At 68.8% G+C, this 20542-nt stretch carries 22 protein-coding genes; 13 read left to right on the plus strand and 9 right to left on the minus strand.

All coding sequences use genetic code 11. The annotated features are described in order from the left end of the window. The first annotated feature begins 2 nt into the window (after positions 1-2). Together F3S47_RS12590 and prpE are read left to right on the plus strand one after the other, a co-directional pair. Positions 3-2282: an NADP-dependent malic enzyme gene (locus F3S47_RS12590; protein ID WP_150445603.1), complete on the plus strand. Its 2280-nt coding sequence runs from the start codon at positions 3-5 to the stop codon at positions 2280-2282. Positions 2283-2570: 288 nt separating this feature from the next. Continuing rightward, a complete protein-coding gene (prpE, locus tag F3S47_RS12595; protein WP_150445604.1) occupies positions 2571-4475 on the plus strand; it encodes a propionate-CoA ligase PrpE in 1905 nt (634 codons plus the stop codon). A 19-nt stretch (positions 4476-4494) separates the two neighbouring features. Here the strand turns inward: prpE and F3S47_RS12600 are convergent, their stop codons facing one another. Then, a complete protein-coding gene (locus F3S47_RS12600; RefSeq protein WP_150445605.1) occupies positions 4495-5259 on the minus strand; it encodes an NAD kinase in 765 nt (254 codons plus the stop codon). A 166-nt stretch (positions 5260-5425) separates the two neighbouring features. On the opposite strand from F3S47_RS12600, the gene glyA reads away from it, so the two are divergent. Further along, positions 5426-6721, plus strand: coding sequence for a serine hydroxymethyltransferase (gene glyA, locus F3S47_RS12605; protein WP_150445606.1), 1296 nt, complete (start codon positions 5426-5428; stop codon positions 6719-6721). Then, entirely contained in the window at positions 6718-7449 is a 732-nt protein-coding gene (locus tag F3S47_RS12610) for an alpha/beta fold hydrolase (RefSeq protein WP_150445607.1), read from the plus strand. The genes glyA and F3S47_RS12610 overlap by 4 nt, the downstream gene beginning before the upstream one ends. Before the next feature lie 112 nt (positions 7450-7561). Here the strand turns inward: F3S47_RS12610 and F3S47_RS12615 are convergent, their stop codons facing one another. The 5 genes from F3S47_RS12615 to F3S47_RS12635 form a co-directional block, all read right to left on the minus strand. Continuing rightward, entirely contained in the window at positions 7562-7816 is a 255-nt protein-coding gene (locus F3S47_RS12615; protein WP_150445608.1) for a YbfB/YjiJ family MFS transporter, read from the minus strand. Positions 7817-7881: 65 nt separating this feature from the next. After that, complete coding sequence (locus F3S47_RS12620; RefSeq protein ID WP_150445609.1) at positions 7882-8130, minus strand: hypothetical protein; 249 nt, start codon at positions 8128-8130, stop codon at positions 7882-7884. Positions 8131-8236: 106 nt separating this feature from the next. After that, a complete protein-coding gene (locus tag F3S47_RS12625; RefSeq protein ID WP_150445610.1) occupies positions 8237-9136 on the minus strand; it encodes a hypothetical protein in 900 nt (299 codons plus the stop codon). A gap of 242 nt (positions 9137-9378) precedes the next feature. Beyond that, a complete protein-coding gene (lepA, locus tag F3S47_RS12630) occupies positions 9379-11181 on the minus strand; it encodes a translation elongation factor 4 (RefSeq protein ID WP_150445611.1) in 1803 nt (600 codons plus the stop codon). Between the two features lie 94 nt (positions 11182-11275). Then, entirely contained in the window at positions 11276-11626 is a 351-nt protein-coding gene (locus tag F3S47_RS12635) for a TraR/DksA family transcriptional regulator (protein WP_150445612.1), read from the minus strand. A 147-nt stretch (positions 11627-11773) separates the two neighbouring features. Here F3S47_RS12635 and F3S47_RS12640 point away from each other — a divergent pair, with 147 nt between their 5' ends. From F3S47_RS12640 to F3S47_RS12680, 9 genes are all read left to right on the plus strand, one after another. After that, positions 11774-13315, plus strand: a complete 1542-nt coding sequence (locus F3S47_RS12640; protein WP_150445613.1) for an MORN repeat-containing protein — start codon at positions 11774-11776, stop codon at positions 13313-13315. A 7-nt stretch (positions 13316-13322) separates the two neighbouring features. Next, on the plus strand, positions 13323-13739 hold the full coding sequence (locus F3S47_RS12645; RefSeq protein WP_223877816.1) for a PPC domain-containing DNA-binding protein: 417 nt from the start codon (positions 13323-13325) through the stop codon (positions 13737-13739). Further along, positions 13736-14725 carry a methylmalonyl Co-A mutase-associated GTPase MeaB gene (gene meaB, locus F3S47_RS12650; RefSeq protein ID WP_150445614.1) on the plus strand — a complete coding sequence of 330 codons (990 nt, stop codon included), beginning with the start codon at positions 13736-13738 and terminating at the stop codon, positions 14723-14725. The genes F3S47_RS12645 and meaB overlap by 4 nt, the downstream gene beginning before the upstream one ends. Positions 14726-14999: 274 nt before the next feature. After that, positions 15000-15284 carry a 50S ribosomal protein L28 gene (gene rpmB / locus F3S47_RS12655; RefSeq protein ID WP_150445615.1) on the plus strand — a complete coding sequence of 95 codons (285 nt, stop codon included), beginning with the start codon at positions 15000-15002 and terminating at the stop codon, positions 15282-15284. Between the two features lie 149 nt (positions 15285-15433). Then, complete coding sequence (locus F3S47_RS12660; RefSeq protein WP_191090174.1) at positions 15434-15841, plus strand: copper chaperone PCu(A)C; 408 nt, start codon at positions 15434-15436, stop codon at positions 15839-15841. Positions 15842-15992: 151 nt separating this feature from the next. Further along, the gene (locus tag F3S47_RS12665) at positions 15993-16679 is read left to right on the plus strand and encodes a 50S ribosomal protein L25/general stress protein Ctc (protein WP_150445617.1); all 687 of its coding nucleotides are present in this window, start codon (positions 15993-15995) and stop codon (positions 16677-16679) included. A 138-nt stretch (positions 16680-16817) separates the two neighbouring features. Further along, positions 16818-17534 (plus strand): aminoacyl-tRNA hydrolase, encoded by a 717-nt coding sequence (gene pth, locus F3S47_RS12670; RefSeq protein WP_150445618.1) that lies wholly within the window; start codon positions 16818-16820, stop codon positions 17532-17534. After that, on the plus strand, positions 17531-18562 hold the full coding sequence (locus F3S47_RS12675; RefSeq protein WP_150445619.1) for a DUF2332 domain-containing protein: 1032 nt from the start codon (positions 17531-17533) through the stop codon (positions 18560-18562). The genes pth and F3S47_RS12675 overlap by 4 nt, the downstream gene beginning before the upstream one ends. Positions 18563-18606: 44 nt before the next feature. Continuing rightward, positions 18607-18987: a DUF2237 family protein gene (locus F3S47_RS12680; RefSeq protein WP_150445620.1), complete on the plus strand. Its 381-nt coding sequence runs from the start codon at positions 18607-18609 to the stop codon at positions 18985-18987. A 67-nt stretch (positions 18988-19054) separates the two neighbouring features. On the opposite strand, the gene F3S47_RS12685 is transcribed toward F3S47_RS12680, so the two are convergent. From F3S47_RS12685 to F3S47_RS19430, 3 genes are all read right to left on the minus strand, one after another. Next, a complete protein-coding gene (locus tag F3S47_RS12685) occupies positions 19055-19414 on the minus strand; it encodes a penta-EF hand family protein (protein WP_150445621.1) in 360 nt (119 codons plus the stop codon). A gap of 86 nt (positions 19415-19500) precedes the next feature. Next, positions 19501-20010 carry a helix-turn-helix transcriptional regulator gene (locus F3S47_RS12690; protein ID WP_150445622.1) on the minus strand — a complete coding sequence of 170 codons (510 nt, stop codon included), beginning with the start codon at positions 20008-20010 and terminating at the stop codon, positions 19501-19503. 44 nt (positions 20011-20054) lie between these two features. Then, positions 20055-20542: hypothetical protein (locus F3S47_RS19430; RefSeq protein ID WP_191090175.1), on the minus strand; the 488-nt coding region annotated here is incomplete at its 5' end.

Here is a 20542-nt window from a genome sequence, read left to right on the forward strand (position 1 = left end):
AGATGACAGACTCGCCCAAGGACGCCCTGCGGCAGGCCGCGCTCGACTACCACCAGTATCCCAAGCCGGGGAAGCTGGAGATCCGTGCGACCAAGCCGCTGGCGAACGGGCGCGACCTCGCCCGGGCCTATTCGCCCGGGGTGGCCGAGGCCTCCATCGAGATCAAGGCCGACCCGCAGACCGCGCGCGACTACACGGCGCGCGGCAACCTTGTCGCGGTCATCTCCAACGGCTCGGCGGTGCTGGGCCTGGGCAACATCGGCGCGCTGGCCTCCAAGCCGGTGATGGAAGGCAAGGCGGTCCTCTTCAAGAAATTCGCCTCCATCGACTGCTTCGACATCGAGATCGACGAGTCCGACCCCGAGAAGCTGGCCGAGATCATCTGCGCGCTGGAGCCCTCCTTCGGCGCGGTGAACCTCGAGGACATCAAGGCGCCCGACTGCTTCGTGGTCGAGCGGATCTGCCGCGAGCGGATGAACATCCCGGTCTTTCACGACGACCAGCACGGGACTGCCATCGTCGTCGGCGCCGCCGCCACCAACGCCCTGCGCGTGGCCGGCAAGAAGTTCGAGGACATCAAGGTCGTCTCCACCGGGGGCGGCGCGGCCGGCATCGCCTGCCTCGACATGCTGCAGAAGCTGGGGCTGAAGCGCGAGAACGTCTGGCTCTGCGATATCGAGGGCCTCGTCTACGAAGGGCGCGAGGCGGACATGAGCCCGCAGAAGGCCGCCTATGCCCAGGGCAAGACGCCCGCCACGCTCGACGAGGTGATCGAGGGCGCGGACCTCTTTCTCGGCCTGTCCGGCCCGGACGTGCTGACGCCCGAGATGGTCTCGCGGATGGCCGATCAGCCGATCATCTTCGCGCTGGCCAACCCGACGCCCGAGATCCTGCCCGATCTGGCGCGCGAGGTCGCGCCGGACGCCATCATCGCCACCGGGCGCAGCGACTTCCCGAACCAGGTCAACAACGTCCTCTGCTTCCCCTTCATCTTCCGCGGCGCGCTGGACGTGGGTGCGACGGAAATCAACGACGAGATGAAGATCGGCTGCATCGAGGGGATCGCCGCGCTCGCCCGCTCTACCACTTCGGCGGAGGCCGCCGCCGCCTATCGCGGAGAGCAGCTGACCTTCGGGCCGGACTACCTGATCCCCAAGCCCTTCGACCCGCGGCTCATGGGAATCGTCGCCTCCTCCGTCGCCAAGGCCGCCATGGAGTCCGGAGTCGCCACCCGGCCGATCGCCGACCTCGAGGCCTACAAGCGCCAGCTCGACGGCTCGGTCTTCAAGTCCGCGCTGCTCATGCGCCCGGTCTTCGACGCCGCCGCCACTGCGGCCCGCCGCATCGTCTTCGCCGAGGGGGAGGACGAGCGCGTGCTGCGCGCCGCGCAGGCGATCCTGGAGGAGACGCCGGAACAGCCGATCCTCATCGGCCGGCCCGAAGTGATCGAGAGCCGGGCCGAGCGCTTCGGCCTGACGATCCGGGCGGGCCGGGACTTCGAGATCGTGAACCCCGAGAACGACCCGCGTTACCGCGACTACTGGGGCACCTACCACGAGCTCATGGCCCGGCGCGGCGTCACCCCCGACATCGCCCGCGCGATCATGCGCACCAACACCACCGCCATCGGCGCGGTCATGGTCCACCGGGGCGAGGCCGACAGCCTGATCTGCGGCACCTTCGGGCAATACCTCTGGCACCTGAACTACGTCACGCAGGTCCTCGGCTCCGACACGCTGAAACCGGTGGGCGCGCTTTCCATGATGATCCTGGAGGACGGCCCCCTCTTCATCGCGGACACGCAGGTCCATCCCGAGCCCTCGCCCGAGCAAATCGCCGACTCTGCCATCGGTGCGGCGCGGCACGTCCGCCGCTTCGGACTCGAGCCCAACGTGGCGCTCTGCTCGCATTCCTCCTTCGGCAATCTCGACAACGAGACCGGGCGGCGGATGCGGGCCGCCCGCGACGTGCTCGACGCGCGCCGGACGGACTTCTGCTACGAGGGCGAGATGAACGTGGACGCCGCGCTCGACCCCGAGCTGAGGGCGCGCATCTTCCCCGAGAACCGGATGAAGGGCGCGGCCAACGTGCTGATCTTCGCCAATTCCGACGCGGCCTCGGGGATTCGCAACATCCTCAAGATGAAGGGCGGCGGGCTGGAAGTCGGCCCGATCCTCATGGGCATGGGCAACCGCGCCCATATCGTGACCCCCTCGATCACCGCGCGCGGGCTGCTCAACATGGGCGCCGTGGCGGGCACTCCCGTCGACCACTACAGCTGACGCCGCCCGGCAAGGACCGGGCGGCGCGCAGGGTCAGGACTCCTTGCCCGACCCGGACTTGGATTTCTTGGCGGGCTTCTTCTTGCTGTCGGCCATGACGATCGCTCTCCCTGGGGGCGGGGCGGGATGCCCCACCTGCCCAGAGCCTCTCCGAGTCGCGCCCGACCGTCGCCGCCGTTTTCGCCAAGGGCGTCGCATTCCGACCGCCGCTACCGCCATCATGTCGCACCGTCTTGCCGCAGGGGGACCGCTGCGTAAGACTTCGCCCCGGGAGCGAGGGAGGAGATCATGGGTTACAGCGACGTCTATGCTGCCTGGCAGGCCGATCCGGAGCGGTTCTGGCTGGAGCAGGCCGAGGCCATCGACTGGGACGAGGCGCCGTCGAAAGCGCTCTTCGACCGCGGCGATCACCTCTACGACTGGTTCGCCGACGGCAAGGTGAACACCTGCTGGAACGCCGTCGACCGCCACGTCGAGGCCGGGCGCGGCGAGCAGACGGCGATCATCTGGGACAGCCCCGTCACCCACACCAAGCGGTGGATCACCTTCTTCGAACTGCGCAATCGCGTCGCCACGCTGGCGGGGGCCCTGCGCGCGAAGGGCGTGCAGAAGGGCGACCGCGTCGTGATCTACATGCCGATGATCCCCGAGGCGCTGGAAGCGATGCTCGCCTGCGCCCGTCTCGGCGCGATCCACTCGGTCGTCTTCGGCGGCTTCGCGAGCCACGAGCTCGCCGTGCGCATCGACGACGCCAAGCCCAAGGCGATCATCGCCGCCTCCTGCGGGATCGAGCCGGGCCGCATCGTGCACTACAAGCCGCTGCTGGACGGCGCGCTGGATCAGGCCAGCCACAAGCCCGACTTCTGCGTGATCTTCCAGCGAGAGCAGGAGGTGGCCGAGCTGACCCCGGGCCGGGACGTCAACTGGCATGGCTTCCAGTTCGGGGTCGAGCCCGCCGAATGCGTCCCGGTCGAGGGCGACCACCCCGCCTACATCCTCTACACCTCCGGCACGACCGGCGCGCCGAAAGGCGTGGTCCGGCCCACCGCCGGGCATCTGGTCGCCCTGAACTGGACGATGAAGAACATCTACAACGTCGAGCCGGGAGAGGTCTTCTGGGCCGCCTCCGACGTGGGCTGGGTCGTGGGTCACAGCTACATCTGCTACGCGCCGCTGATCCACGGCAACACCACCGTCGTCTTCGAGGGCAAGCCGGTGGGCACGCCGGACGCGGGGACCTTCTGGCGGGTGATCGAGGAGCACGGCGTGCGCAGCTTCTTCACCGCGCCAACGGCCTTCCGTGCGGTGAAGCGGCAGGACCCCGCCGGCGAGATGGTCAAGGACTACGATCTCTCGGGCCTCCGGGCGATCTACCTTGCCGGCGAGCGGGCCGATCCCGACACCATCGAGTGGCTGCAGAAGACCACGGGCAAACCCGTCTACGACCACTGGTGGCAGACCGAGACCGGCTACACCATCGCGGGCAATCCCGTCGGCATCGAGCCCCTGCCGGTCAAGATCGGCTCTCCGACCGTCGCCATGCCGGGCTACGACATCCGGATCCTGGGCGAGGACGGACACGAGGTGCCGGACGGAGAGCTGGGCGCGATTGCCGTGAAGCTCCCGCTGCCCCCGGGCACCCTGCCGACCCTCTGGAACGCGCCCGAGCGGTTCCGGAAGTCCTACCTCGACCATTTCCCGGGCTACTACGAGACCGGCGACGCGGGCATGAAGGACGAGGACGGTTACCTCTGGATCATGGCGCGCACGGACGACGTCATCAACGTTGCGGGCCACAGGCTCTCGACAGGGGGAATGGAAGAGGTCCTCGCCGGTCATCCCGACGTGGCCGAATGCGCGGTGATCGGCGTGAAGGACGATCTCAAGGGCCAGCTGCCCATGGGCTTTCTCTGCCTCAACGCGGGTTGCGACAGGCCGCACGAGGAGATCGTCCGCGAATGCGTCGCCCGCGTCCGCGACCAGATCGGCCCGGTCGCGGCCTTCAAGCTGGCGGCCGTCGTGGACCGACTCCCCAAGACGCGATCCGGAAAGATCCTGCGGGCCACGATGGCCAAGGTCGCCGACGGAGACGAGGTCCGGACCCCCGCCACGATCGACGATCCGGCGATCCTCGATGAAATCCGGGACGCGATCCGCCCGCTCGGCTACGGCGGGACGCGGGTCAGCGCCTAGGGCGCCCGCGCCGACCGGCTCAGACGAACTGCTCGCGGATCAGCCGTTCCTCGAGCCCGTGGCCCGGGTCGAAGAGCAGCCGGTGCGTGATATCCGGCGCGCTGCGGATCTCCACGTGCGCCACCTTCCGCACGGACCCGGAATCGGCGTCCGCCATCACCGGGCGCTTCTCCGGCTCCAGAACGTCGAACCGCACGTTCGAGGTCTTCGGGATCAGCGCCCCCCGCCACCGGCGCGGACGGAAGGCGGCCACCGCGGTGATCGCCAGCACTTCGGCCCCTATGGGCAGGATCGGCCCGTGCGCGGAGTAGTTGTAGGCCGTGGACCCGGCCGGGGTCGCGACTAGCGCGCCGTCGCAGACCAGCTCCGCCATGCGCAGCCGCCCGTCCACCGTGATCTTGAGCTTCGCCGCCTGCGGCCCGGCCCGCAGCAGCGAGACCTCGTTGATCGCCAGCGCCTCGTGGGTCTCGCCTTCCACCGTCACGGCGGTCATCGACAGTGGGTTGATGAGCGCCTCCTCGGCCCCCTCCAGCCGCTCGAGCAGGCCCTCGGGACGAAACTCGTTCATCATGAAGCCGACCGTGCCCCGGTTCATTCCGTAGACCGGCGCGGCGATGTGCTGGGTGTCGTGCAGCGTCTGCAGCATGAAGCCGTCGCCGCCGAGGGCCACGATGACGTCGGCCTCCTCCACGCCCGCGTCGCCGTAGCGCTCGGCCAGCGCATCCCGGGCCTCCTGGGCGATCGGGGCGGAGCTCGCGACGAAGGCGAGGCGGGGCGAGGTCATCGGCGGCGGTCCCGAGCGGCGTTTCCGGCGCACCCTGCCCCGGCGCCTATCGGAAAGGCAAGCCGCCGATCGATGACGCCGCGGCCTTCGGGTGCGTCGTATTCCCCCTGTCGCCGCGGCACGCGCTTCGTTAGAAGCGGGCCAACCCATCCAGAGGGAGCTGCCCATGAACGCGCCGACCCGTGACCCCCGCTTCTTCGACGAGCCGCTGTCCAGCCGCGATCCCGAGATCTGGGGCGCCATCCAGAAGGAGCTGGGCCGCCAGCAGAACGAGATCGAGCTCATCGCCTCCGAGAACATCGTGAGCCAGGCCGTGCTCGAGGCCCAGGGCTCGGTGATGACCAACAAGTACGCCGAGGGCTACCCCGGCCGCCGCTACTACGGCGGCTGCCAGTACGTGGACATCGCCGAGAACCTCGCGATCGAACGCGCCTGCGAGCTCTTCGAATGCCAGTTCGCGAACGTCCAGCCGAACTCCGGCAGCCAGGCCAACCAGGGCGTCTTCACCGCCCTCCTTCAGCCCGGCGACACGATCCTCGGCATGAGCCTCGACGCGGGCGGCCACCTCACCCACGGCGCCAAGCCCAACCAGTCCGGCAAGTGGTTCAACGCGGTGCAGTACGGCGTCCGGCGCCAGGACAACCTGCCCGACTACGACCAGATTGCGGCGCTCGCGGAAGAGCACAAGCCGAAGATGATCATCGCCGGCGGCTCGGCCATCCCGCGCATCCTCGACTTCGCCAAGTTCCGCGAGATCGCCGACAGCGTGGGCGCCTACCTGCTGGTCGACATGGCGCACTTCGCCGGGCTCGTGGCGGCGGGGCTCTATCCCTCGCCCTTCCCGCATGCCCATGTCGCCACCACGACCACCCACAAGACCCTGCGCGGTCCGCGCGGCGGGATGATCCTCACGAACGACGAGGCGATTTCGAAGAAGGTCAACTCGGCCATCTTCCCCGGCATCCAGGGTGGCCCGCTGATGCACGTCATCGCCGCCAAGGCCGTGGCCTTCGGCGAGGCGCTGCAGCCCGGCTTCCGCACCTACCAGGAGCAGGTGGTCAGGAACGCGCAGGCCCTCGCGGACCAGCTCATGAAGGGCGGGCTCGACATCGTGACCGGCGGGACGGACAGCCACGTCATGCTCGTGGACCTGCGCCCCAAGAGCGTGACCGGCGCCGACACCGAGAAGGCGCTCGGCCGGGCGCATATCACCTGCAACAAGAACGGCATCCCCTTCGACCCGGAGAAGCCGACCGTGACCTCGGGCATCCGCCTGGGCTCCCCCGCCGCCACCACGCGCGGCTTCGGCGAGCCGGAGTTCCGCCAGATCGCCGACTGGATTGTGGAGGTCGTGGACGGCCTCGCGGCCAATGGCGCCGAGGGCAACGCGGCGGTCGAGGAGAAGGTGCGCGCAGAGGTCGAGGCGCTCTGCGGCCGCTTCCCGATCTACACCGCCCCGTGAAACTCCGCACGGACGTCTACGGCGAGGGGCAGCCGAGGAAGCTGCTCCTCGCCCACGGGCTCTTCGGCCAGGCGCGGAACTTCCGGACGCTGGCCAAGAGCCTTTCGGATACCTTCGAGGTCACCGTCCCCGACATGCGCAACCACGGCGGCTCGCCCTGGGCGGAGACGCATGGCTACGAGGAGATGGCCGAGGATCTCGCGCCGCTCGCGGGCGGCGCGGTGCTGGGGCACTCCATGGGCGGCAAGGCGGCGATGATGCTGGCTCTGACGCGGCCGGAGCGGGTCGAGCAGCTCATCGTGGCCGACATCGCGCCCGTCGATTACGGCGGCGAGACTCATCCCCAGCTCGAGGCGATGGCCCGGCTGGACCCCGACCAGCCCTCGCGCACCGCCGCGCGGGACGCGCTGGAGGTGGAGGAGCACCTGAAGGACTTCCTCGTCCAGTCGCTCGACCTCAAGGAGAAGCGTTGGACGATCAACCTCGACACGCTCCGGGCGGAGATGACCGGCATCTTCGGCTGGCCGGAGATCGAGGCGACCTACGAGGGGCCCACGCTCTTCCTGACGGGGGGCGAGTCCGACTACGTCCGGCCCGAGCACCGGGAGGCGATCAAGGCTCTCTTCCCGCATGCCCGCTTCGCCAAGATTCCGGGGGCCGGGCACTTTCTCCACGCGGAGAAGCCGGAGGCCTTCGAGGGCACGGTGCGGGCCTTCCTGGGCGCCTGAGCGGGCGGTGTCCAAATTTGGACACCCTGCCATCTGCTTGATATCGCTTCACAACCCCGAAAACGGCCGGGGCGTTAACCTTTGCCTTGGCAGCTCCCCCAGCCGGCCCCGCTCACACCTCGCGGTGGGTCGGGTCGGGGAGGACGCCGTCGACCTCGTCGACCCGGGTCTCGTCCCAGAACGGGTCCTGCCGCTTGATCCGGCGGGAGATCGGGTAGGCCGCGGGCCAGCTCAGCAGGAAGCCGATGGCGGCCGCGCCGCCCAGCGCCCACCAGCTGTACCACCCCAGCGAGAGCGCGAGGATCGCGAGCCCGCCGGTCAGCACGGCGCCGGTGAAGAAGGTGAGAATGATCGAGAGACGGTCCATGACAGTGCCTCCTTTTGCGGAGGAAACGCGGTGCCGGAGACCGGGTTCCGCGCCGGCAGCCGGTGTCAGCCCTCGTCGCGCGGAGGCTCCTGCCGCTCCTGCGGGCCGAAATGCGACTCCTTCTGCGTGAGCAGATGCCGCCGGATCCGCAGCGCGGCCGGGTAGACCACCGGCCCGCTCAGCAGGAACCCGAGCACGAGGCAGAGCAGGATGACCCAGGGGCTCTGCCAGCCCAGCGCCACGGCGACCATGGCCAGCCCCAGGGCCAGCACGGCCCCGGCGGCGAGGGTGAAGACGAGGGCGATCCGGTCCATGGGGCCTCCTGTGGGGCAACGCTTGGGGTGGACGTGGCGGCCCTCCCCCGCGTCCGTCGTAATATTGGCTCGAACAAATCGCCCGGCCACTATTAATCATCTCTCGTTAGAATGTCTCGCCGCTGAGGAAAGCCTCAACGCTAGAAATCTTCAGTCCACGCACGCCAAGCCGCGTCTTTACTCTGTGAGCCAAATCACGGATTCTCGTAATTTCTTCTTCTATGTCCTCGATGCGCCCGAGATTAAGTCGCATCGAAACGATGGTGCCTTCAATATCCGCCTTTCCGATTTGGGCCGGCTTTCCATTTTTGATCAAGGCGGCTGCGGAGCCGGATGCGATGCCGAACCAGCCGAACTGGCCAAACAGCCTATGGGCAAAAAATAGGCCGTATCCAGAATTGTCCCACTCTGACCGTTGGGCAACAGGTCTCTTTTTCTGCGCCCGCGCTTTGGACGAAACGCCAGGCATCAGAGCTATTTGGACCGCATCCCGATCAGATAGGCCGGAGTGAAGGCGGTCTTCCGAAAGTGATTTCGACACTCCCATCCCCCGATCCGAAATACATATTTCAACCACGTCACGAGTCGGCCAATATTGCGCACAAAGACCCGCGGCAGGAGCGCCGGAATGTTCAAATACATTCCGAAGAATTTCTCTAAAAGAGATTCTCAGGGCGCGAAGCAGTTCATCCGACTTCTCTTGAGAGACAATTCTTGCCATCTCGGCGCACTCTTCGTCCAGCGCGTCGCCAATGTTCTCGCCAACAGAAATCTTTTTCTCAAGATCGGCCCTCAAGATCTTATAAATCGGGAGATAGTTCTGCCCCCCATACGCTCCTTGGGGGTAAGGATTATCTACAAGCTGAAGGGCTTCTGAGAAACCAAGATTATTCGCGTACGTGTGGTTTTGAAGGCCAACGTAGCTTATTTTCTCCCTCGAACCACCGTGCCGCACACGCTTATTGCAGGTCTTTGCTAACGCAATCATGCTAGTCGGCGTGAACATCCTTAGATGTCCTGTATTCACTTGGAGGCGCTCAGATATTGGAAATTCCGCGAAGTTTTTGGAGAATTGGCAAAGATCCAAAAACTGGACGCTGGAAGGAAGAAGTACCGATCTGCTCTTCATATCGAAAGCCTTCACCAGAATACCGATACAAGCCAAAAACAGTATCTCGCCAGTGGCAGACAAGACCTAGGACACTTCGGCAAATCGCTTTCGCCCACGCGCGCCTTAAGACGGACGGCTTAGCCGTCCATCTTAAGCGCGGAAATGAACGCTTCCTGCGGAATCTCCACCTTCCCGAACTGGCGCATCTTCTTCTTGCCCGCCTTCTGCTTGTCGAGAAGCTTGCGCTTCCGGCTGGCGTCGCCGCCGTAGCACTTGGCGGTGACGTCCTTGCGCAGGGCCGAGAGGGTCTCGCGGGCGATGACCTTGCCGCCGATGGCCGCCTGGATCGGGATCTTGAACATGTGGCGCGGGATCAGGTCCTTGAGCTTCTCGCACATGGCCCGGCCGCGCTGTTCGGCGCGGTCGCGGTGGACCATCATCGAGAGCGCGTCCACCGGCTCGTCGTTTACCAGGACCTGCATCTTCACGAGGTTGTCCTCGCGGTAGCCGATCATCTGATAGTCGAAGCTCGCGTAACCCTTCGTTACCGATTTCAGCCTATCGTAGAAGTCGAAGACAACTTCGTTGAGGGGAAGATCGTAGACCACCATGGGCCGGTTGCCGGCGTAGGTCAGCTCGATCTGGATGCCGCGGCGGTCCTCGCAGAGCTTGAGCACCGCGCCGAGGAACTCGTCGGGCACAAGGATCGTCGCCTTGATCCGCGGCTCCTCCACGTGGCCGACGTAGGTCGGGTCGGGCATGTCGGCGGGGTTGTGCAGCTCCTTCATCTCGCCGTCCTTCATGTAGAGGTGATAGACGACGGAGGGGGCCGTGGTGATGAGCTCGATGTTGTACTCGCGCTCGATCCGGTCGCGGATCACCTCGAGGTGCAGCAAACCCAGGAAGCCGCAGCGGAAACCGAAGCCCAGCGCGGCGGAGGTCTCCATCTCGTAGGTGAAGGAGGCGTCGTTCAGGGCGAGCTTCTCGATGGCGTCGCGCAGGTCCTCGAACTCGGAGCTGTCGACCGGGAAGAGGCCGCAGAAGACGACCGGGATCGAGGGCTTGAAGCCGGGGAGCGGCTTGTCCGTGCCCTTCTTCTCGGTGGTGATCGTGTCGCCCACGCGGGTGTCGCGGACCTGCTTGATCGAGGCGGTGAGAAAGCCGATCTCGCCGGGGCCCAGCTCCTCCACGTCCTGCATGGCGGGGCGGTAGACGCCGACGCGGTCGACCTCGTAGGTGCCGCCGGTCTTCATCATGCGGATGCGCTGGCCCTTCTTGAGGGTGCCGTCGATGATCCGGACGATGACGACCACGCCGAGGTAGGGGTCGTACTTGGAGTCGACCAGCATCGCCTTGAGCGGCGCGTCGGCCGCCCCGCCCTGCGGCGGCGGCAGGCGCTGGACGATGGCCTCCAGAACGTCGGGGATGCCGACGCCGGTCTTGGCCGAGATCATGCAGGCGTCGTGGGCCTCGATGCCGATGACGTCCTCGATCTGCTCGATGATCCGCTCGGGCTCGGCGGCGGGCAGGTCGATCTTGTTGAGCACCGGCACGATTTCGTGGTCGGCCTCGATCGCGGTATAGACGTTGGCGAGCGTCTGCGCCTCGACCCCCTGCGTCGCGTCCACCACGAGGAGCGAGCCCTCGACCGCCTGCATCGAGCGGCTCACCTCGTAGGCGAAGTCCACGTGGCCGGGCGTGTCGATCAGGTTGAGAACGTAGGTGTGGCCGTCCTTGGCGGGGTAGTCGATGCGGACGGTGTTGGCCTTGATGGTGATGCCGCGCTCGCGCTCGATGTCCATCGCGTCGAGGATCTGGTCCTTCATGTCGCGCTCGGCCACCGTCCCGGTGAGCTGGATCAGCCGGTCGGCGAGCGTCGACTTGCCGTGGTCGATATGCGCCACGATGGAGAAGTTGCGGATGTAGGCGAGCTCGGTCATGCGGGGGTCCCTTCGGGGTTCGGCCTCACATATCGGAATTGGCGGCGGATTCCAGTAGGCGCGGGGCCGTGCCGCAGCGAGGCGCCCTCCCCGCCTAGCGCGCGCAGTCGGTGCAGCGGACCGCGCAGGGGTCGAGGTCGAGCCGCCGCCAGCCGATGAAGTCGCCGCAGTCCTCGCAGAAGCCGAACTCGCCCTCCTCGATCCGCTCCACCGCCGCGGCGATGGCGCGCAGCCGCCCGGAGCGCCGGGCCTCCTGCGCCTGGGCCATGGCCTGGTTCTGCAGCGCGTCCTGCCGCGAGAGACGGCCCACGGACTGCTGGTCGAGCTCGACCGGCCGCCGGCTCTCGCCGCTGGCGGCGGAGCTCTCGGCGATCTCCTCCCGCTCCGCCTCCAGCCGCGGGCGATAGCGCTCCGCTAGCTCCGTCTCCGAGGGGTCCTCTGCCATGCCCCGAGGCAAGCAGGACGGCCGGCCCTTGGCAAGAGCGTCTCACACGCAGGCCACACGGCCGCGCGAGAGCCCCGCCGCGCCCCGTTGCCGCCCGTAGCCGCCTCGCATAGGGTACGGCGGCAGGACCCGAGGGGAGCGGCTGGCATGAGCAAGGCACTGATCACCGGCGCGATTCTGGCGGCCTTCGCCGCCACCGCCCAGGCACAGACCGTCGAGACCAAGCAATACGACGATGGCGGGATCTACGAGGGCACTTTCCTCAACGGACGCCAGCACGGCCAGGGCACCTATCGGCTGCCGAACGGCTACGAATACACCGGCCAGTGGTTCGAAGGCGAGATCCGCGGCGAGGGCACGGCCCACTTCCCGAACGGCTCGGTCTACGAGGGCGAGTTCGCCGCCGGAAAGCCCGAGGGCGTGGGGACCATCAGCTTCCCCGACGGCCGCGTCTTCGAAGGCGAATGGGAAGACGGCAAGCTCATGGGCCAGGGCCTCGGGCGCTACGCCAACGGCGTGGTCTACGAGGGCGAATTCCGCAATGGCATGCCTCACGGCCGCGGCCGCATGGAGGGGCCCGACGGCTACGTCTACGAGGGCGAGTGGGTCAACGGCGTCAAGGAGGGCACCGGCACCATCACCTTCCCGGACGGCGGCGTCTACGAGGGAGAGCTGGTCGCCGGCCAGCGCGAGGGCCAGGGCACCTACACCCTGCCCAACGGCATCGTCTACGAAGGCGAGTGGCAGGACGGCCAGATCGAGGGCGAGGGTCGCCTGACCCAGCCCTCGGGCGACATCTACGAGGGCCAGCTCTCGGCCGGCAAGCGCCAGGGCCAGGGCACGGTCACCTACGCCAACGGCGACGTCTACCAGGGCGGTTTCGAGGACGACATGCGCCACGGCGAGGGGACCTTCACCGGCGCCGACGGCTACACCTACGTCGGCGACTGGGTCGAGGGCGAGATGGAGGGCGAGGGCCGCGTCACCTACCCTGACGGCTCGGTCTACCAGGGCCCCTTCCTCGACGACCTGCCCGACACCCGCTGCCCCGGGAGCGTCGAGGGCGAGGTCACCCAGGGCGAGGAGGCCGAGGCCCCCGAGCACTGCGGCACCGGCGAGATCACCTATGCCGACGGCTCGGGCTACGAGGGCGAGTGGGTCGCCGGCGTGATCGAGGGCGAGGGCGTCGCCACCTATGCCAACGGGCTGGTCTACGAGGGCGAGTTCCGCGACGCCGAGAACCACGGCGTCGGCACCATGACCTACGCCGACGGCTATACCTACGAGGGCGAATGGTCCGAGGGCCAGCGCGAGGGCCAGGGCGTCGCCACCTACGCCGACGGCACAGTCTACGAGGGCGGCTTCCAGGACGGCCAGCGTCACGGAGAGGGCCGGATCGAGATGCCCGACGGCTTCGTCTACGAGGGCGAGTGGCAGATGGGCGAGATCGAGGGCCAGGGCACCGCGACCTACGTCAGCGGCGACGTCTACGAGGGCCAGTTCGTCGGCGGTCGCCCCCAGGGCGAGGGCACACTGCGCTACGCCTCCGGAGAGGTCGCCTCGGGCACCTGGTCCGACGGCGAGCTGGTGGAGCCCTCCGCGAGTTCCGAGGCGGTCGAGGGCACGCCGGAGACCGAGATGCCCGACGACTCGCAGCCCGCCCCCGAGGGCGACGCCGCCGAGGAGTGAGGCGCACGTGATCTGGCCCGCCGCCGAGACGCGCCACCTCGCCCTGCGCCTCGCGCCGGGCGAGGACCTGCGCACCGCGCTCGAACACCGCATGGCCGAGAGCGGCGCGACCGCCGGCGTCGTGCTCGCCGCCGTCGGCAGCCTCACCCGCGCCAGCCTGCGTTTCGCCGGACGCGACGATGCGGCGGAGGTCGCCGGCCCGCTCGAGATCCTCTCGCTGTCGGGCACGCTCTCGCCCGACGGCCCGCATCTGCACCTCTCCGTCGCCGACGGAACAGGCGCCATGCGCGGCGGCCACCTGCTGCCGGGCTGCGAGATCCGCACCACCGCCGAGATCGTGCTGGGCCTCACCTCCGCCGTCCGCTTCGCCCGCCGTCTGGACCCGGCCACCGGATACCCCGAGCTTCAGGTCCTGGCGCCGTGAGCCCCGAGGACCTGGCCGACCGCCTGCAGTCCGGCGACAGGCGTGCCCTCGCCCGCGCCATCACCCTCGTCGAGAGCGCCCGCCCCGATCACCGCGCCCGGGCCCTGGCCCTGCTCGAGGCCCTGCCCAAGGAGAACGAGACCCTCCGCATCGGCCTCTCCGGCACGCCCGGCGTGGGCAAGTCCACCTTCATCGAGAGCTTCGGCCTGATGCTCACGGGCGCGGGCCATCGCGTCGCCGTCCTCGCGGTCGATCCCTCCTCCGCCCGGTCCGGGGGCTCGATCCTCGGCGACAAGACCCGGATGGAGCGGCTCTCGCGCGATCCCCACGCCTTCATCCGCCCCTCCCCGGCGCAGTCGGAACTCGGCGGCGTCGCCCGCCGCACGCGGGAGGCCGCCACCCTCTGCGCGGCGGCCGGCTACGACGTCGTGCTGATCGAGACCGTCGGCGTCGGCCAGTCCGAGGTGGCCGTCGCCCACATGACCGACCTCTTCTGCCTGCTCATCGCCCCGGCGGGCGGCGACGAACTGCAGGGCGTCAAGCGCGGCATCATGGAGATCGCCGACCTCGTGCTGGTCAACAAGGCCGACGGCGCGCTCGCCGCCCAGGCCGAACGCACCTGCGCGGACTACGCCGGCGCCCTGCGCCTCCTGCGCCGCAGGCCGCAGGACCCGGAGGGCGTGCCCAAGGCCCTCACCCTCTCCGCCACCGAGGGCACCGGCCTCGACCGCGCCTGGTCCGAGATGACGGCCCTCGCCGAGTGGCGCCGCGCCGAGGGCTGGCGCGACCGGCGCCGCGCCGACCAGGCCGTCCACTGGTTCGAGGACGAGGTGCGCCACGCCCTCCTCCGCCGCCTCTCGCAGGAGCCGGTCAAGGGTGCCATGACCGACCTCGCCGCCCGGGTCGCCTCCGGGGAAATCGCCCCCGCCACGGCCGCGCAGGAGCTTCTCGACCACTGGCTGGGCGGCGCACCGCCGGATCGCTGAGCCGGCCCTTCATCTAGCCCCAAATACCCTCGGGGGAGTCCGCGGCCCCGCCGCGGACGGGGGCAGCGCCCCCTCCGACGCAGGCCTCCGGGCGCGAGGCCCGGCGGGACGGCGGGCGGGGCGATGCCGCAGGCGAGCGCCGGGCCGCCGCCCCCTTGACCCCGCGCGCCGTTCCGCCTAAGAGCCGCGGACCAGATTCCGGCGCCGCCCCTCCGGCGGCGCTTCGCTATTGGCGGGCCCGTCCCCGCCCGAGAACCAGATGAGGACAAGGACCATGTCGCGCCGCTGCGAACTGACCGGAAAAGGGCCGATGTCTGGCATGAATGTCAGCCACGCCAACAACAAGACCAAGCGCCGTTTCCTGCCCAACCTGCAGGACGTGACGCTGATCTCCGATTCTCTGGGTCGCTCCTTCAAGTTCCGCGTTTCCAGCCACGCGCTGCGGACCGTGGATCACCGGGGCGGGCTCGATGCCTTCCTGGCGCGCGCCAAGGACGAGGATCTGTCGCCCGCCGCGCTCAAGGTGAAGAAGGAAGTGGCCAAGGCCGCCTCCGCCTGAGCCAGGCCCGCGACACGCCGACCCCAGGCCCGGACCGCGTCCGGGCCTTTCGTCGTTTGACGGGCGGTCTCCCGCCTGCGGCACCGGGTCCGCTTGCGCCTGAACGGGGTCGCGCACAAATGCGTCCCGAACCAACGGAGTCCGTTCCCATGCGCCTCGCCCCTGCCCTCCTCGCCTGCCTCGTTGCCCTGCCCGCCGCCGCGGAGATCGAGATCACCGATCCCGTCGCGCGGTCGTCCAGCCCGATGGCCGCCGCGGCCTACATGACGATCACCAACACGGGCGAGACCGGCGACCGGCTCCTCGGCGTGCGCACCGTTGCGGCCGAGCGCGCGGAATTCCACAGCACCGAGATGGTGGACGACGTGATGCGGATGCGGCCGATCGAGGGCGGCATCGACCTGCCTCCCGGCGCCTCCGTCACCTTCGAGCGCGGCGGCGACCACGTCATGCTCATGGGCCTGGCGGAGGGCTTCGGCGAGGACGGTGCGGTCCCGCTGACCCTCAGCTTCGAGACCGCCGGCGACCTCGAGGTCGAGGCCCTGCTGCAGGACTGACCGGATCGGGGCGGGTCCCGCGGCTTGCCCCTTTTCAACCACACCGATTCGCGCTAAAGGCGCGGCTTCTGCGGGCGGCCCGGCCGTCCGTCTTCGAAAAGCGGGCCCCGACCGGACGACGGGGTGCGGGAATTAGAAAGGAGGCCCTAACATGGCCAATGAAGTCCCCGATCTCGTTGCGGAAAAGCGCGAGCGCACCGGCAAGGGCGGCGCCCGCCAGGCACGCCGGAACAACAAGGTGCCCGGCATCGTCTACGGCGGCGAGAAGGACCCCCTTCCGATCCAGCTCGATTTCGACAGCCTGCTGACCCGCCTCAAGCGCGGCCGCTTCCTGTCGACCCTCTACAACCTCAAGGTCGAGGGTGAAGAGGACGTGCGGGTCATCTGCCGCAACGTGCAGCGCGACGTCGTGCGCGACCTGCCGGCCCACGTGGACTTCCTGCGCCTGCGCCGGGCCACCAAGATCAACCTCTTCATCCCGGTCGAGTTCATCAACCACGAAGAGGCTCCCGGCCTGAAGCGCGGCGGCGTGCTGAACGCGGTCCGCCCCGAGGTCGAGCTTATCGTGACTGCCGGCGATATTCCGGAGAAGGTCGTCGTCGACCTCAAGGGCATGGACATCGGCGACACCGCGACGATCTCCATGGTCGACCTGCCGCAGGGCAGCAAGCCGACCATCGACCGTGACTTCGTCATCGCCAACATCTCCGCTCCCTCCGGCCTGCGCGCCGAGGACTCCGAGCAGGAAGGCGACGAGGGCGACGGTCACGAGCCCGCGGCGGACGAGGTCCCCGCGACCGACGTCGTCCAGTCCGAAGAGGAATCGGCCCAGAGCTGATCCCCGCGCCGAACCGGCATCCGAGAGCGGGCTCCCCCGGGGGCCCGCTTTTTTCTTTGGGCGAGCGCGGCTCGCCGCGGGGACCCGCCCGGCCGGTTTTTCGTTTCGAACCCGACCGCAAGCGGCTAGGACTACGCCATGAGACTCTTCGTCGGACTGGGCAACCCGGGCGCCAAGTACGCGCGCAACCGCCACAACATCGGCTTCATGGCCGTGGACCGCATCGCGGAGGATCACGGCTTCGCCCCCTTCCGCCAGAAGTTCCAGGGCGAGATTTCCGAGGGCCGCCTTGGCTCCGAGAAGGTCGCGCTGCTCAAGCCCATGACCTTCATGAACCTCTCCGGCCAGTCGGTCGGCGAGGCCATGCGCTTCTTCAAGCTGGAGAGCACCGACATCACCGTGTTCCACGACGAGATCGACCTCGCGCCCGGCAAGGTCCGGGTGAAGGCCGGCGGCGGCCACGCGGGCCATAACGGGCTGCGCTCGATCCACCAGCACATCGGGCCGCACTACGACCGGGTCCGCCTCGGCGTCGGCCATCCCGGCCGCAAGGAGGCGGTGCCGGGCTACGTGCTGCACGACTTCGGCAAGGCCGACGATGAGTGGCTTGACGACGTGCTTCGCGGCGTCTCCGACGGCGCGCCCGACCTCGCGGAGGGCCACGGCGACCGGTTCCAGAACGCCGTCGCGCGGCGGACCGCGCCGGCCCGCGCCTCCACCGGCACGAAGAAGCCCGACCCGCCGCCGGAGGAGCCCTCGCGAATAGCCGCGGCACATGCCGAGCCCCCCAAGGCGGAAGAGCCCGAGGACGACACCCGCAGCCCCCTGCAGAAGCTCCGGGACCGCTTCCGGTGAGCGAGGACCGGTTCCGCTCCGCCCTCCGTCAGCAGGCCGCCTCCTGCGCGAACCTCGGCTCGCCCTTCATGGAGCGGCTCTGCCGCCTTTTCGCCGAGCGGCTGCAGCCGGGCACCGAGCTCACCGACCGGCTCTTCGACTGGCCGGGCGAGCTCGGGCCGATGGGCGACTCCGTGCCGCTGCGCCTGACCGGCGCCATGCACGCGCAGAAGCTATCTGGCACCCCCGGCCTCGCAGAGGTCTATCCGCCGCACGAGGTCGAGGACGACGTGCTCTGGCGTGCGGTGGACCGGGTCATGCGCTCGCATCACAAGGAACTCGGCCGGTTCATCGACCTGCCGCCGCAGACCAACGAGGTCCGTCGGTCGGCCTCGCTGATCGCCGCAGCGCATTGGCTCGGCGCGCGCTATCCCATGCCGCTGACCCTCAGCGAGCTGGGCGCGAGCGCGGGCCTCAACCTGATGTTCGACCGCTACGGGCTGGAGACCCCCGAGGGACCGCTCGGCGCCCCCGAACCGGTGCTCACGCTCGATCCGGACTGGACGGGTCCGGTGCCGGGCGGACCTTCCCCGCGGGCCGTGGGGCGCCGTGGCGTCGACCTCAGCCCGCTCGACCCGACGAAGGACCGGCTGCGACTCCTGGCCTATCTCTGGCCGGACCAGCCGCACCGGCTGACGCTGACGGAAAAGGCAATCTCGGTTGCCGAGGCCAAGGTCGACGCGGGCGATGCCGCGGACTGGCTCGAGGCGCGGCTCGCCGAGCCGCACGAGGGCCTGCACCTCGTCTACCACACCATCGCCTGGCAATACTTCCCGGAGGAGACCCAGCGCCGCCTGCGGGATGCGCTCGAGGCGGCCGGTTCCCGCGCCACGCCCGAGGCTCCCCTCGCCTGGTTCGGCATGGAGGCCGACGGCGAGGCGCGCGGCTCCGGCCTCACGCTGCGGCTCTGGCCCGGCGGCGAGACCCACCGCCTCGGCCGGTTCGACTTCCACGGACGCTGGATCGACTGGACCGCCGCGCCGCTTTGATGCGGAGCGCCGCGGCACTAGCATCTCTGGCAAGGAGAGTGCCCATGACACCAGATCCCTCGCTCAATGTCCTCGGCGAGACGCTCGCCCCCTGCTCCATCGACCCGCTGACGGGCTTCTTCCGCAACGGCGCCTGCGACACCTGCGCCGAGGACAGCGGCAGCCACACCGTCTGCGCCATCGTCACGGCGGAGTTCCTCGCCTTCTCCAAGTACGTCGGAAACGACCTCTCGACCCCGCGCCCGGAATTCGGCTTTGCAGGGCTCGAGCCCGGCGACCGCTGGTGCCTCTGCGCCTCGCGATTCCTGCAGGCCCACGAGGAGGGCTGCGCGCCGCGCGTGCACCTCGCCGCGACGCACCAGCGCGCGCTCGACGTCGTGCCCATGGATGTCCTGCGGGAGAACGCCCTCAACGAACTGGGCTGACGGAGGGCCCAACGAGAAAGGGCCGGCGCGCATGGCACCGGCCCCTGTCTCGGAACGGACGCGTGTCTTACATCGAGTCCATCGTTTCCACGCCGTTGTCCATCATCTCTTCGCCTTCCATCATGGTCGTTTCGTCCATGACGTCGTCGACCATCTCTTCGCCGGCCATCTCCTCGCCGACCATCGGCTCGGTCTGGGGCGCCATCTGGTCGACGGAGACCTCGGCCACGGTGATCGTGCCGTCGGCATCCACGTCGTAGGTATCGAGGACGCGGGCCGTGGCATTGGCACCCAGAACGGCCTGCAGCTCGGCGGTGGTCAGGGTGTTGTCACCGTCGGCGTCGATGTCGACGAAGTTGACGGTCTGGGCGGCGGCGGCGCCGGCGGTGAGCGCGGCGGCGGCGGTGAGGGCGTGAAAGAGTTTCATCGGAACCTCCAATCGGTTTCCCGGGCCGGATCGCTCCGACCCTTCCCCGCGCCAATGCATGCTGCCCGGCGCGGTTCCATGAGGGGTCAGGCGGATTTCCGCGGAGCCGGGGCCGAGGTGTCGCGCTCCATCAGGTGATCGATGAAGAGCGACAGGAGCTGCGATCGGTTCTGGACACCGGCCTTGCGGTAGATGGCGGCGGACTGCGCCTTGACCGTGCCCTCGGAGGTCTGGCGCAGCTCGGCGATCTCCGAGGTAGAGAGGCCCTTCACCGCGAAGAGCGCCACGTCGCGCTCAGCCGGCGTCAGCCCCCAGCTGTCGAACTGTTCCTCGACGACATCGAGGAAGGCCGACTGCGCGGCACGGAGCCGTGTCTCGGCCTTGGCGGTTCGGGCGAAGGCCGCGCGCAGCGCGAGCGTGCCGGTCAGGACGCCGAGGAGGAGCCCGAGCACGGCACCGATCTCGATGATCTCGTGCAGGCGCCAGCTGATCGGACCGCCGATGCCGAAGATCGTGGTCAGCAGCTTGAACGCGAAGAAGCCGGCGCTGACGGCCTGGACGACAAGGATGCCGGTTATCAGCAGCCGCGACGACACGCGGAGGTCAGCACGTCCGGGGACGCGAGCGGGACGACCGGCGCTCAGTCGTCATCGTCGTCATCGTCGTCATCATCGTCGTCCCGGTCGTCGTCATCGTCATCGCGGTCGTCGTCATCATCATCGTCGCGGTCCCCGCCGCGGCCCCGGCCACGTCCCCGGCGATCGTCATCATCATCGTCGTCGTCGTCCGAGGCCCCGGATCGCCGACCCGAGCGGTCGTCGGACCGATCATCATCGCGGCCGGACGAGGACGAGCCACGTCCCGAATTGCCGGAGCTCCCGCCATTGCCCGAGTTCGAGCTGGCCGCCGACCCGCGGCGATCGTCGTCGTCATCGTCGCTGCGGGGGTTCAGCACCCGCGGGCGGCTGTCGTCGCCGCGCCTGATGGTGGTGAGGTCCCGCAGGTTCTCGCCCGTCGTCGGGTTGAACACGAGCTCCCGGTCATAGCTGGGGCTCTGCGCGTGCAGAATGACGCGCCCGAGCAGGGTCCGGCTCGCCTCGATCGAGGTGAAGCCCTGGGCGCGAAGCT

Origin of the sequence: Histidinibacterium aquaticum (genome assembly GCF_008710275.1) — a bacterium.
Taxonomy (GTDB): Bacteria; Pseudomonadota; Alphaproteobacteria; order Rhodobacterales; family Rhodobacteraceae; genus Oceanicola; species Oceanicola aquaticus.